Genomic DNA, 13238 nt, shown 5'->3' on the forward strand with positions numbered 1-13238 from the left:
GGGCGCGGTTACTCGACCGGTTCAAGCGCCAGTCGTAGCAGGCCGCCCTCGGGTACGGTGACCTCCACCAGTCCGGGGGCCAGGTCCATGCGCTCCTCGCCCTCGGTGCGGCCCCGGCAGTCGAAGACGGTGGCGCGGGCCGTACCGGGCGCGGCGACGCGCAGCAGCACCTCGGACGAGGCGTCGCCGTTGGCCAGCCAGAGCGTGCCCGTGGCGGGGACCGTCACGGGCATCGGCGCGTACCTGGCGGTGATCACCGTGTCACCGGAGCGGGCCGTCACCTGCGGGTAGACCAGGTCGGGGCGGGCCGGCTCGAACGCGCCGCGCTGCAGGACGCCGGCGTGCTCGCGGAAGAAGGACAACCAGAACCGCAGCGCCTCCTCCTGCTCCGGGGTCTGCGCGGTCAGGTCGACGGAGATCTGCGGCACCGCGAACAGCACGTTGATGAGCTGCGTCGCCACGTGCCGCGGGCTCTCGTGCGGGTGCCACATCAGCATGTCGGCGTGCACGGCCATCGGGCCGGCGATCAGGCGCAGGTCCACCGTGCGCTGGCGGTTGTGCGCCGGGCTGAGCGGGCAGTCGGAGGCGCGGATCATCGTCGCGTACGGCCACAGGGCCGGGCTCACGTACGGCTGGCGCAGTTCGACCAGGCAGTCCTTCGGCAACTGGGCGAGGAGTTTGCGCACGCCCTCGTTCACGGTGGCGCAGTCGGCCTCGGGGCCCGGCTCGGGCGGGTCGTCCACCGCGAACTGGTCGATGAAGTCGATCTTGAGGCCGTCCATGCCCCACTCCGTGACCGCCCTGGCGAGGTTGCCGGCAAGCAGGTCGCGGATGGCGGGGTAGCGCGGGTCGACGATGGCGGCGTTCATGTGGTCCTTGTACGTCAGCGTGTAGGGCTGGACGCGGTCCCACAGGGCGGTGTGGCGGCCGACGAACGGCAGGGCGTACCAGAGCAGGTAGGCGAGCCCTTCGGCACGCACCTTCGCCACATGCGCCGAAATATCGGGAAATGAGGTGGGGTGTGGCTCCCACTCGCCGACGTACCCGTACCCACGGCCCCGGTCGTCGCTGTGCCAGCCGTCGTCCACGATGATCGCCTCGCAGCCCAGCTCGGCCGCCGGGCCCGCCTGGCGCTCCACACTCTCGGCGTCGACGTGCTGCTGCATGGCGTACCAGGTGGAGTAGGCGGGCATCCGCGCGACGTCCGGGACGTCCCTGCCGCCGGCGCCCCACCAGTCGGCCACCTCGGCCAGGGTGCGCGCGAAGTGCCGTCCGCTGAGATCCAGCCGCAGCACCAGCCCGGCCTCGGGGGTGGCCTCGTGCTCCACCCAGAACCCGAACTCGCCGCTCTCCTCCACCACCCCCGTACGGATCTGCACGGGTTTGTCGACCTCGGCGGCCGCATACGTGCACAGGGCCGCATCGCCGGTGCCGACCAGGGATCCGACGGGGGCGTTCTTCTCCATCGCCGCCGTACGCGGCCTGCGCCAGAAGGGCGGCAACCCGCGATGCTCCCCGCCGTCGGCCGCCCAGAACGCGGTCGCGCCCACGCACGGCACCCGCCACGCGACCCGCACCTTCGCGGGACGGTCGGGCGTGACCCGCACCTCCCACACCCCGCCCCCCACCTCGATGACCTCCCCACCCAAAACCGGGCGCGGCTCGGGGCCGTTCGGGTCCGCCGAGTTGTCCGGGGGCGTTCGAGGGGGTGTGGTCGTGTCCCCGCCGGGGCGGCTGGTTGGTTCGGCGGTGCAGGTGAGGGGGAGGGGGCCGGCTTCGAGGTGGAGTTCCGACGGTCCGGTGGCCGTGGGTCGGTCGTGGGGTTGCCAGATGCCGGGGGCGGCCGTCGCCATCATCGCTCCTGGAGGCTGAAGTGGGTCTGGATGGCGACCGCGGCCGCGCCGCGCGCCCATTGCTCGAAGCTCCGTGGCCGCAGCAGCAGCCGGCAGTCGGCAGCCGCGCCGAACGCCTGGCTGGTGAACGACCGGTTGATCTGCTCCTCGAAGAGGTCGTAGGCGGCCAGCCCCTGCACGTCGCCGGTGACGATGATCCGCTCGGGCCCGACCAGGTTGGCCATGGCGGCCATGCCCAGCCCGATGGCGTGCCCCGCCCGCGCGAACACCTCACGGGCCGCCGTGTTCCCCGCGTGGGCGACGTCGATGGCCGCGTCGATGGACAGCGACGCGTCGCCGGTCGCCGCGCGTACGGCGGCCACGATGGGAGCGGCCCCGGCGATCGCCTCGACGCAGCCGCGCCCGCCGCAGTGGCACTCGGGCTCGTCACCCCCGACCGGGATGTGGCCGATCTCCCCGGCGACCCCGTTCCAGCCGGGCACCACGCGGTCGTTCACGACCAGCCCGCACCCTATCCCCGTCCCCACGGTCACCAGCGCGAACGACGAGGCCCCCACGCCCTCCCCGAACCACTGCTCGGCCACGGTCAGCGACTTGACGTCGTTCTCGACGGTGACGTTCAGGCCGGTCGCCTCGGCGGCCAGCCGGGCGAGCGGCACCTGCCGCCAGCCGAGAAAGGGGGAGTAACGCACCATCCCGTGCACCTGGTCCACGTCGCCCGACACGGCCAGCCCCAGCCAGTGGCAGCGTTCGCGGTAGGCGGGGTCGGCGGCGAGCAGTTCGGCGACGAGGTCGGCCAGGGCCGCGAGCACGCCCTCGGGGGACATCGTGTCCAGGGGGTGGCGCGCGGACACCAGGGGCTGGGCTCTCAGGTCGGTGACGACGCCGATGAGCTCGTCGTCGGTGATCTTCACGCCGGTGAAGAACTCCCGTTGCGCCCTGATCGTCAGCGGGCTCGCCGGTCGTCCCGCGCCGGGCGTCGTACGCTCGGTGGCCTGCAGCTCCTCCAGGTAGCCTGCCTCGATGAACGGGCGGGCGGCCTTGGTGACGGCGGCGGACGACAGCCCGCTGCGCCTGGCGATCTCCACGCGGGTGACGGGGCCCCGGGTGAGCACCATGGTGAAGACGGTGGCCTCCGCACGGGTGGCGAGCCGAGGGTACATGGCGGCAATCGTAGCACTAATTAACTTCGTCAAGAATTGAATTGGAGCGCCTGGACGAGGGCCCGCATCGTACGCTCTTCCTGGGCTTTGGCGAACACGGTCAAGGCAGGGGATAGCGGCTGCTATTTCCCATGTAGCGCCTCCTGGTCAAAGAGCGTTCAGATCTGGAGGAACGCATGACGATTCTCGTGACCGGCGCGACCGGCACGGTCGGCCGCCAGATCGTGGCGCAGCTCGTCGAACGCGGTGAGCACGTCCGGGCCCTGACCAGGAACCCGGAGAAGGCCGCCTTCCCCGCCCCCGTCGAGGTGGCCTACGGTGACCTGGCCGTTCCCGGTTCCCTCGGCCCCGCGCTGGAGGGTGTGACGGGGCTGCATCTGATCACGTTCGGCGGCGACGACTACGCCCCGCTGCCGAACGGGCCCGAGCTCGTCGAACTGGCCGCGAAGGCCGGGGTGACGCGGGTCAGCGTGCTGAGCGGTTGGGACGAGACCTCGGTCGAGCAGGCTCTGCGCGCGGGCGAGATCGGCTGGACGCGGTTGTTGTGCGTCGAGTTCATGGCGAACGCGCTCGAATGGGTCGGCTCCATCCGCGAGGAAGGTGTGGTGCGGGTCTTCGGCAACCATCCCGGAGCGGTCGTCCACGAGGCCGACATCGCCGCCGTGGCCGTGGCCGCGCTGGTCGAGGAGGGACATGCCGGCAAGGCGTACACGATCACCGGGCCGGAGACGCTGACCCCCGCGCAGCGGGTCCGGTTGATCGGTGCCGCGGTCGGGCGGGAGATCGGGTTCGAGGAGCTCACCGAGGAGTCGTACCGGGCGTCGATGCGGGGGTGGGGCGCGGATGACGACTACATCGAGTTCGCGGTTCAGCTCGGGGCCAATCCGCCGCAGATGGGGTCCGTCGTGGTGCCGACGGTCGAGGACGTCACGGGGCGGAGGGGGCGGACGTTCGCTCAGTGGGTGGCGGAAAACGCCGACAAATTCCGCTCTTGAAGGATTTGAAGGAGAAATATCATGACAATTCGTTCGTTTCGTATTGACGTTCCGCAGCAGGACCTCGAGGACCTGCGTACCCGACTCGCCATGACGCGCTGGCAGGACCAACTCCCCGGCACCGGCTGGGAACGCGGCGTGCCCCTCGACTACCTGAAGGAGCTCGCCGACTACTGGCGCACCGGCTACGACTGGCGCGCGCACGAGGCCCGACTCAACGAGCTCCCCCAGTTCACCGCCATGATCGACGGCCAGAACATCCACTTCGTCCACCTCCGCTCCGCCAACCCGTCCGCGCTGCCCCTCATGCTGCTGCACGGCTGGCCGGGCTCGATCGTGGAGTTCCTGGACGTGATCGGGCCGCTCTCCCGTGACTTCCACCTGGTCGTCCCCTCACTGCCCGGCTTCGGCTTCTCCGTTCCGCTGTCCGGCCCCGGCTGGGACGCTGCCCGCGTCGCCAAGGCGTTCACGGAGCTGATGGCGCTGCTCGGCTACGAGCGGTATGGCGTGCAGGGCGGCGACGCCGGCGCCTTCGTGGCCCCCGAGATGGGCAAGCTCGAACCCGAGCGCATCGTCGGCATCCACCTCAACGCCGCCCTCACCTTCCCCGCCGGGGCCGAGGGCGAGATGGACACCCTGTCGCAGGAGGAGCGGCGGCGCTGGGAGGCGATGGAAAACCTCAACGACGGCTACCTCCAGACCCAGTCGAAGCGACCCCAGACGGTGTCGTACGGGCTACACGACTCGCCGGTGGGGCAGCTCGCCTGGATCATGGAGAAGTTCAAGGAACTGACGGAGCCGGTCGACGGTCTTCCCGAGGAATCGCTCGACCGCGACCTCATGCTGACCGACGTCACCATTTACTGGCTGACGGGGACGGCGGGCTCGTCGGCGCAGTTCTACTACGAGAACATGACCGCCAATGGCTGGGCCTCCGACTCGGCGGGCGACTGGGGTGAGGCCGGGCTCGGGACTGATGCGAACTGGGGCGGCGACTCGGCTGACTCGGCTGACTGGGCTGCGGCGGCGCGGGGGACCGTGCCGACGGGCGTGCTCGTCTCCAAGGCGTGCGACCTCACGATCCGCTCCTGGGCCGAACGCGACCACAACATCGTGCACTGGGCGGAGTACGACAAGGGCGGCCACTTCTTCGCCGCCGAGCAGCCAGGCCTGTTCACCGAGGACGTCACCACGTTCTTCTCGAAGCTGCGCTGACCAGGGCCCAGCCCCCGTCACCGACCGCGCCCTGCCGATGGCCGCCACGCTAGGTATCGTCCACCGCCCTGTCAAGAGACCGATCGGCGAGAGCGCCGAAAGTTTCAGAGCGGCGCGGTGCTGCTCCGGACGACGAGCTCGGTCCCCAGCTCGATGCGGCTCTGCGGCAACGGCTCGCCCTGAGCCAGCTTCACCAGCATGTTCGCCGCCGCGACGGCCATCTCGGTGAGCGGCTGGCGGATCGTCGTCAGCGGGGGCACGGCCCAGCGGGTCGGCGGCAGGTCGTCGAAGCCGACCACGCTCAGGTCGTCGGGGATGCGCAGGCCCAGCTCGTAGGCGGCCTGATAGACGCCGACGGCCTGCCCGTCGTTGCAGGCGAAGATCGCGGTCGGCGGGTCGGGCAGCCGCAGCAGGTGCCTGGCCTGGGCCAGGCCGCCCTCGACGAGGAAGTCGCCCCGCCGGATGAGGGCGGGATCGACGGGCACCCCGGTCGTGTCCAGCGCGGTGCGGTAGCCGTCGAGACGGGCCCGGCTGGACAGCGCGTAGTCGGGCCCGGTGATGATCGCGATCCGCCGGTGCCCGAGCCGCAGCAGGTGGCGGGTGGCCGACAGCCCGCCGCTCCAGTTGCCCGCGCCCACCGAGGGGACCAGGTGGCCGGGGTCACCGGTCGGATCCAGCAGGACGAGCGGGATGTCGCGGGTGGCGAGCTGGTCGCGTTGCTCGTCGGTCAGCCCGGAGAACACCGCGATCACGCCGGTCGGCCGGCGGCTCAGCACGCCCTCGATCCAGCCCTTGCCGGGGGTGTGGCGGTGCTGCAGCTCTGACAGCACCACGGCCAGGTGGTGCTCGCGCGCCGCCTGTTCGACCCCCTTGATGATCTCGATCGGGTAGTCGCCTTCGAGTGCGTGGAAGACCAGCTCCACCAGGGCGGCCGGGCTCACGCGCCGCTTCTGCCTGCGGTAGCCGTGCTCGCGGATGAGCCGTTCGACGAGCGTGCGGGTCTCGGGCGCGACCTCGGAGCGGCCGTTGACGACCTTGGAGACCGTCGCCGTGGACACCCCCGCGAGCTCGGCGAGCTGCGCGATGGTCAGCGGCCGGTCGGCGCCGGACGGGTCCTTCGTCGCGGTCATGGCCCGAAGTCTAGTCCGACGGTTTCGGGCGGCCGGTCCGACTGTTTCGCCGAGCTTACGAGGTGATTCTTGACGAGTTTCAGAAAGCGCACCTAGAGTCCGGCCTAACGATCGGCTTAAATTCCGAAAGTTTCTGGCTGCGACAACCGGCTTCGAAGGAGCGCAGCATGCCCCCCACGCACTCGTCCAGGTCCAAGCCCTCTTCCGCTCCCGGACACCGGAAGACAACGTCCGTGAAGCTCGTGCTCGCCGTGGCCCTAGCCCTGACCGCGACCGCCTGCGGAGGCGGCGGCGCCTCGGCCCAGCAGGCCGGCGACGGCAAGTCGTTCGAGTTCTGGTCGTTCACCGGGATCAACCAGAAGGCCTCCGTCGAGGACTACCAGAAGAAGAACCCGGGTGTGCAGATCAAGCTCACCGAGGTGGGCAGCTCGGTGGAGACCGCGCAGGCGCTGACCACGGCGCTGGCCGGCGGCAAGGTCCCCGATCTGGTGCTCATCCAGGGCGACGACCTGCCGAAGTTCGCCCAGCAGCCGCAGAACTTCCAGGACCTGCGGCAGTTCGGCGCCGACAAGATCAAGGGCGACTACCTGGACTGGGTGATCAGCCAGTCCGTGGCCAAGAGCGGCGAGATCATCGGCATCCCGACGGACGTCGGCGGCATGGCGGTGGCCTACCGCACCGACCTGTTCAAGCAAGCAGGTCTGCCCACCGATCGGGAGAAGGTGGGCCAACTCTGGCCGACCTGGGACGCCTTCATCGAGACCGGCAAGAAGTACACGGCCGCGACCGGCAAGGCATTCGTCGACAACGCCGCCACCAGCGTCTTCTACCAGGCGGTCAACCAGGGGCCGCAGAAGTACTACGACCCGTCGGGCAACGTCGTCTACGCCACGAGCCCGCAGGTCAAGACCGCCTTCGACCTGGGCATCAAGGCGGCCCAGGCGGGCATCACGGCCAAGCAGAGCTCGTTCTCCGAGGGGTGGAGCGCGGGCATGGGCAAGGGCCAGTTCGCGGTGATCGCCGCGCCGTCCTGGATGCTGGGCGGCATCCGCGACAACGCCCCGGACACCAAGGGCAAGTGGGACATCGCCACCATCCCCGGCGGGGCCGGCAACTGGGGCGGCAGCTACCTGGCCATCCCCAAGGGCGCCGCCAACCCCAAGGCCGCCTGGGACTACATCGCCAAGACCCAGTCGCCGCAGGGCCAGTTGGAGCACTTCACCGGGTCCGGCGCCCTGCCCACCACCCCGTCGGTCTACCAGGATCCGAAGCTGACGGGGTTGAAGGACCCGTTCTTCTCCGACGCGCCGACCGGCAAGATCTACACCGACTCGCTGCTGGGGCTCAAGCCGTTCCTGATCGGCCAGGACAGCTCGGCCATCGGCCAGGAGTTCCTGAACGCCATCACCAACGTCGAGCAGGGCAAGGGCGACGCGGCCAAGGCGTGGGACGCGGCGCTGGCCAACATCAAGACCGCCATCGGCAAGTAGATGGCGACGACTCTCAGCCCGGCCACGACGGCGCCGGAGGTCGCCTCGCGGGTGCGGCAGGGCCTCGGCGAGCGGATCGCCCCGTACGCCTACATCGCCCCGTTCTTCCTGATCTTCGCGGTGTTCGGGCTGGTGCCGCTGCTGTTCACGTTCTATGTCGCGCTGTTCGACTGGAATCCGATCGGTGAGCACGTCTTCATCGGATTCGACAACTTCACCCGCCTGTTCGGCGACACCCGGTTCTGGAACGCGGCCTGGAACACGGTCAGCATCTGGCTGCTGTCCACCGTTCCGCAGCTCGTGCTCGCGCTCGGCCTGGCGCACCTGCTGAACCACGCCCGGCTGCGGCTGGCGGTGTTCTTCCGGATGTCGATGCTGGTGCCGTACATCACGTCGGTGGCCGCCACCACGATCGTCTTCGCCCAGATGTTCGACCGCGACTACGGTCTGCTGAACTGGCTGCTCGGGCTGGCCGGGCTGGGGCCGGTCGACTTCGTCCAGTCGGGGTGGGGCAGCCACGTGATGATCGCGGTGATGGTCGCCTGGCGCTGGTTCGGCTACACGACACTGCTCTACCTGGCCTCGCTGCAGGCCATCCCGCGCTCGATCTACGAGGCGGCGGCGGTGGACGGCGCGGGGCCCTGGCAGCAGTTCAGGCACATCTCGATCCCGTCGCTGCGCCCGGTGATCATCTTCACGGTGGTGACCTCGACGATCGGCGGCCTGCAGATCTTCACCGAGCCGCTGCTCGTCTCCCGGTCCGCGCCGCTGACCTGCGGCCCGGTCCGGCAGTGCCAGACGCTCACCCTCTTCCTCTACGAGCAGGGCTTCGGCCGGTTCCAGTTCGGCTACGGCGCGGCCATCGGCGTGGCCCTGTTCGTCCTGATCCTCGCCGTCGCCACCCTCAACTACGTCCTGTCCACCCGCATCCGCCCGGAGCGATGATGACCAAGGCCGACCGGGTCCGCTGGTGGACCTACCTGCTGCTCGCCCTGGCCACGCTGGCCTGCCTGTTCCCTCTCTACTGGATGTTCGTGGTGGCCACCACCGACACCGCGACGGCGACCAGGCTCCCGCCCGAGATCGTGCCGGGCGGGAACTTCTTCCACCTGGCCGGGCTGGTGTTCACGACCGTGCCGTTCATCCGCTCCATCGTCAACAGCCTGGTCGTGGCCGGGACGATCGGCGTCGGGCACGCCGTGCTCTGCTCGCTGGCCGGGTTCGCCTTCGCCAAACTGCGCTTCCCCGGCCGCAACGCCCTGTTCCTGATCGTGGTGCTGACCATGACGGTGCCGACGCAGCTCGCGGTCATCCCGCAGTACATGATCATCTCTTCGCTCGGGTGGGTGGACACGCTGCAGGCGCTGATCGTGCCCGGACTGGCCAGCGCGTTCGGCATCTTCTGGATGCGTCAGCACCTCGGCGCCACGATCAGCGACGAGATCATGCACGCGGCCCGCATCGACGGGGCCAACACCTGGCAGATCTACTGGCGGATCGCCTTTCCGCTGGTGCGCCCGGCCGCGTTCGTGCTCGGGCTGCTCGGGTTCGTCACCGCCTGGAACGACTTCCTGTGGCCGTTCATTGTGCTGAAATCGCCCGAGATGTACACCGCGCAGATCGCGATCAAGGCCCTGCAGAACAGTTTCACCGTCGATCTCGGGCTGGCGATGTCCGGCTCGTTCCTGGCCACGCTGCCGCTGCTCGTGCTCTTCGTCTTCGTGGGCAGGCGCATGGTGGCGGGGATCATGGACGGCGCCTTCAAGGGCTGAGGCGTCCCGCTGCCGAAAAGGGCCCTTTCCTGGCGAGCCGAAATGGCTTACAACGGCTGGTAAGGATGATCGGAGGTTCCCATGCGGCGCTTGGGCCGTCTTGCTCTGGTATTGGCCACCGTCACGGCCTCGTTGCCGGCCGTCGGCGGCCCGGCCGCGGCCCTCGCCGTGGCTCCTGCGGCCGTCATCAAAACCGACTTTCCCGATCCGGACGTCATCCAAGTCGGCTCCATGTACTACGCCTACTCCACCAGCAGCGGGTCCGGGCGCATCCCTGTCGCCAGCGCGTCGTCCGCCACGGGCCCGTGGACCGTGCGCGGGGACGCGCTGCCCGCCAAGCCGTCATGGGCCGGTAACGGCGGCTTCTGGGCACCCGATGTCTCGCGACGCTCCGATGGCCGGTACCTGATGTACTTCACGGGACCCAGCACCGCGACCGGACGAATGTGCATCGGCGCCGCGATCGCCGACAATCCGCTCGGCCCGTTCCAGCCCGTGGGCAGCGCGCCGCTCGTCTGCGACGCGAGCGAGGGCGGCGACATCGACCCGTCGAGCTTCGTCGACACCGACGGCACGAGGTACCTGGTCTACAAGAACGACGGCAATGCCGTCGGGCGACCCACCATTCTGTGGCTGCAGCGGGTCGCGGCGGACGGCGTCACCTTCGTCGGCGGCCGCACCGAGCTCATCCGCAACGACCGCCCGGAGGAAGCCGGCGTGATCGAGGCGCCCGTGCTGGTCAAACGCCCGTCACAGTACGTCCTGTTCTACTCGGGCGGCTCCTACACCGGCAACAACTACTTCACCGGCTACGCCGTGTCCAAGTCGCTCACCGGCCCCTACACCAAGGCGTACCGGCCGCTGATGACGACGGCCAGCTTCGACGGGGCCGTACAGGGCCCTGGCGGCACGGACGTGCTCGGCGACCGCGCCTTCTTCCACGGCTGGGTAGACCGCGCGCGCTGGATGTACACCGCGGAGCTGGGCTGGGCCAACGACTACCCGGTCATCCGCGGCAGCCGGGTCCGCTACGAGGCCGAGCGCGGCGCGATCAACCACGCCGAGATCCGCAGCGGCGCGGCGGGCGCGTCGCAGGGCGCCGTCGTCGCCAAACTCGACTACGCCGACAGCTGGGTCGACGTCACGGTGTACGCGCCGGTCGCCGGAAACTACACCGCCCACGTGGCCTACGCGGCGGGGTACGGCGACGCGCAGCACCGGGTGACCGTGAACGGGGGGACGCAGATCGTGCTGAACTACCCCAACCGCGGCTGGGACAACTGGACCCAGGTATCGACGGGCCTCACCCTGAACGCCGGCTGGAACGTCCTGCGTTTCCAGTACCAGACCCGCTGGGCAGAACTTGACTACGTGGAGCTCGCGTGACGCGCGGGCGCACACCAGGAAGCTTGACCGCCGGACCCGTGTCACTTGGGGACCCGTCCCGGTCGGCTGTGCCACCCTGACGCATGGGCGCCCTCAGCGTGGCGCTGGCCGGAGGTCAGGCGGCAGCATCGCCTGACCCCGGACGAGGCAAGAGAGGCCGGATGCCATGTCAGAGCCGACCATGGTGGGGCGTAGGCGACGTATGGCCGGCCGCGCTCTGCTGACCACGCTCACCGCGCTGGCCGTGGCCGGATGCGGCGGTTCCGGCGGTAACAGTGGTGCCGGCGGTCCGGACGCGAGCGGCGAAAGCGCCAAGCCACCGGCCTCCGGTGCCCCGCGGAGCCCGTCCCCGGCGGCTGACTCCCCGTTCTCCCATGTTCCGCGGAGCCCGTCCCCGGCGATGACGGCCGCTGACGGGAGCGACCCCAAGGCGTGCTCCGACGGGAACTGCGAGATCACGGTATCCGCACCGGTGACGATCGACTTCGCGATCCCGGACGGTCCCGCGAAGCTGTCCGTGACCAAGGTCGGCGAGGATGAGGTCGCCTACCAGGTGACCTCGGGGGGCAGCAGAACGAGCGGTGAGGCGAGCGGCAGCGGCTGCGTCGCCGTCTTCACCGAGGGCGGCAGCAGGAGTGTGTGCGGTGGGTCGGGGGAGCCGCCGGACAAGGTGGACGGGGCCGTCGTCCTGCAGGTGGTGCCAGGGACGGACGGCACCGCGATCCTGCGACTCGTCTCGGACTGACCCGGTCAGTGCGTGTCACTGCCGCAGCCGCCGGGGCGCGAGCAGGGGACCGGACGTCATCGCGTTCTCCGCCGTGGCTTCTCGCCGGCTGAGTTGGACGGGCGGTTGTGGGCCCAATGCCGTCTAGATAGCAACTGATCATGGTTTTCGCTGAGCGGCTGACGGTGTGGGCAAGTGGTACGCAGCGGATCCTCGGCGAAGACGGCGTTCGCCGTAAGACGACGTATGACCAGTTCTGGGCAGAGGCATACTTTCCTGGACAGGATCCGCACCCCGGTTCCTGAACAAGACCGACGTCCTCCAGGAGCCGAGAGTCGATCACTGCTGCTGGGGGACGCTCCTTCTGTGTAGAGAGGCCAGCAAGCCGTTTTGGATGAGGTTGTCGCTCGTTACACTGACCTGCGGGATCAGTTCGGTGAGAACATGACGTACACGGTGACGATCCCCGACTCGGGAATCCTTACCATCGAAGACGCTGTGCGTCGCATGGGGTACACCACCACCGACCTGCAAGGCCCTGACGACTGGTCGCATTCCGGCGACAGCATTTCCCTCCACCAGGTCGGCGCTTGCATCGTCACCCTGGACTGGGTCTTCCCCCTGCCCGAGCGTCGGCAGGTAACTGACAGACTGCGCGGGGAAGGCTACCGCCACTGGTACGTGGCCTTCGATACAAACGGCTACACCAGCATGCACGTCCGTTATGGAGAAGCCGAGGGTGACCTCGAAGGGCCCGAGCCAGCCTCTGGGCCCTTCACACCCTGGACCGAGCTTCTCGGTCCGTTGAGTGCTTACGTCGATCTCTTCACCAGGTGCTATGAGAGTGAGGAGGCGGATGCATCGGTGGACATCGTCGCAGCATGCCTAGCCGTGGTCGAATTGGAGAGCGGCGTGCGCCTGGACGAGGAACTGCTGGGCAGGCCCAGCCCAGCACTACCACTTCCTAATCCGGACTACGCTCAAGAGGTTCTGTGAGCCTCTGCTCATGCGACGGGGCCAGTCGGGGCGGTGGGCAGGCTGGTGACGCCTGGCACCGCGTTCGCTGACAGCGGCTTCCAGCGCAGGTCGTGGACCATCCAGTTCACGCCCCGATCTCTCGCATCAGGACATTGCTGGTCACCTCGCACAGATGCGCGCTGTTTGTCGCCGTGGTGAACTCCGCCCAGACCGTAAGGTGCCGAGAGCGGCCCAACCGGCGCAACCCCCAGGTGGTCGAGATCTGCTCCACCAGCCGTAGGCCCCGCCCACCAGAGTCCAGACCATCAGACGAGCGCGGACGCGGAATGGTGTCCGCCCCGTCATCGGTCACCTCGATCCGAGCCAAGTCAGTACCGACACCGACAACATCCACCACGACGAGACCACCACCGAGACCGGAAGCTGTGTGCTGAAGAGTACCGGTAGGCCACTGGCGAGGTGTCTGCTGGTGCAGGTCCTTTTCCAGTGGCCCCCGGCCCGAACCCGCCGTGCACCTTTCAATGCAGCGGGC

At 69.1% G+C, this 13238-nt stretch carries 12 protein-coding genes; 8 read left to right on the top strand and 4 right to left on the bottom strand.

The features are described from left to right. Window positions 1-8 precede the first annotated feature (8 nt). Both ACFOY2_RS42130 and ACFOY2_RS42135 read right to left on the bottom strand, forming a co-directional pair. Complete coding sequence (locus ACFOY2_RS42130) at window positions 9-1856, bottom strand: glycoside hydrolase family 36 protein (RefSeq protein ID WP_379533738.1); 1848 nt, start codon at window positions 1854-1856, stop codon at window positions 9-11. Then, the gene (locus tag ACFOY2_RS42135; RefSeq protein ID WP_379533739.1) at window positions 1853-3016 is read right to left on the bottom strand and encodes an ROK family transcriptional regulator; all 1164 of its coding nucleotides are present in this window, start codon (window positions 3014-3016) and stop codon (window positions 1853-1855) included. The genes ACFOY2_RS42130 and ACFOY2_RS42135 overlap by 4 nt, the downstream gene beginning before the upstream one ends. A gap of 176 nt (window positions 3017-3192) precedes the next feature. Here ACFOY2_RS42135 and ACFOY2_RS42140 point away from each other — a divergent pair, with 176 nt between their 5' ends. Both ACFOY2_RS42140 and ACFOY2_RS42145 read left to right on the top strand, forming a co-directional pair. Beyond that, window positions 3193-4011, top strand: coding sequence for an NAD(P)H-binding protein (locus tag ACFOY2_RS42140; RefSeq protein WP_379533740.1), 819 nt, complete (start codon window positions 3193-3195; stop codon window positions 4009-4011). A gap of 21 nt (window positions 4012-4032) precedes the next feature. Then, window positions 4033-5226 (top strand): epoxide hydrolase family protein, encoded by a 1194-nt coding sequence (locus tag ACFOY2_RS42145; protein ID WP_379533741.1) that lies wholly within the window; start codon window positions 4033-4035, stop codon window positions 5224-5226. A 104-nt stretch (window positions 5227-5330) separates the two neighbouring features. Here ACFOY2_RS42145 and ACFOY2_RS42150 read toward each other — a convergent pair whose 3' ends face one another. Beyond that, window positions 5331-6356 carry a LacI family DNA-binding transcriptional regulator gene (locus ACFOY2_RS42150; RefSeq protein WP_379533742.1) on the bottom strand — a complete coding sequence of 342 codons (1026 nt, stop codon included), beginning with the start codon at window positions 6354-6356 and terminating at the stop codon, window positions 5331-5333. Between the two features lie 233 nt (window positions 6357-6589). On the opposite strand from ACFOY2_RS42150, the gene ACFOY2_RS42155 reads away from it, so the two are divergent. The 6 genes from ACFOY2_RS42155 to ACFOY2_RS42180 all read left to right on the top strand — a co-directional run bounded on the left by ACFOY2_RS42155 (window position 6590) and on the right by ACFOY2_RS42180 (window position 12724). After that, window positions 6590-7846 (top strand): ABC transporter substrate-binding protein, encoded by a 1257-nt coding sequence (locus ACFOY2_RS42155; protein ID WP_379533743.1) that lies wholly within the window; start codon window positions 6590-6592, stop codon window positions 7844-7846. Further along, window positions 7847-8791: a carbohydrate ABC transporter permease gene (locus ACFOY2_RS42160; RefSeq protein ID WP_379533744.1), complete on the top strand. Its 945-nt coding sequence runs from the start codon at window positions 7847-7849 to the stop codon at window positions 8789-8791. It abuts the gene before it with no gap. Further along, window positions 8788-9618: a carbohydrate ABC transporter permease gene (locus ACFOY2_RS42165; RefSeq protein ID WP_379533745.1), complete on the top strand. Its 831-nt coding sequence runs from the start codon at window positions 8788-8790 to the stop codon at window positions 9616-9618. The genes ACFOY2_RS42160 and ACFOY2_RS42165 overlap by 4 nt, the downstream gene beginning before the upstream one ends. A gap of 81 nt (window positions 9619-9699) precedes the next feature. Continuing rightward, on the top strand, window positions 9700-11004 hold the full coding sequence (locus ACFOY2_RS42170; protein WP_379533746.1) for a family 43 glycosylhydrolase: 1305 nt from the start codon (window positions 9700-9702) through the stop codon (window positions 11002-11004). A 400-nt stretch (window positions 11005-11404) separates the two neighbouring features. Next, window positions 11405-11749: a hypothetical protein gene (locus tag ACFOY2_RS42175; protein WP_379533747.1), complete on the top strand. Its 345-nt coding sequence runs from the start codon at window positions 11405-11407 to the stop codon at window positions 11747-11749. A 423-nt stretch (window positions 11750-12172) separates the two neighbouring features. Then, window positions 12173-12724 carry a hypothetical protein gene (locus ACFOY2_RS42180; protein WP_379533748.1) on the top strand — a complete coding sequence of 184 codons (552 nt, stop codon included), beginning with the start codon at window positions 12173-12175 and terminating at the stop codon, window positions 12722-12724. Window positions 12725-12830: 106 nt separating this feature from the next. On the opposite strand, the gene ACFOY2_RS42185 is transcribed toward ACFOY2_RS42180, so the two are convergent. Further along, window positions 12831-13238, bottom strand: a 408-nt coding sequence (locus ACFOY2_RS42185) for a hypothetical protein (RefSeq protein ID WP_379533749.1), incomplete at its 5' end; no start/stop codon positions are given.

The organism is Nonomuraea purpurea (assembly GCF_042650645.1).
GTDB classification, from domain to species: domain Bacteria; phylum Actinomycetota; class Actinomycetes; order Streptosporangiales; family Streptosporangiaceae; genus Nonomuraea; species Nonomuraea purpurea.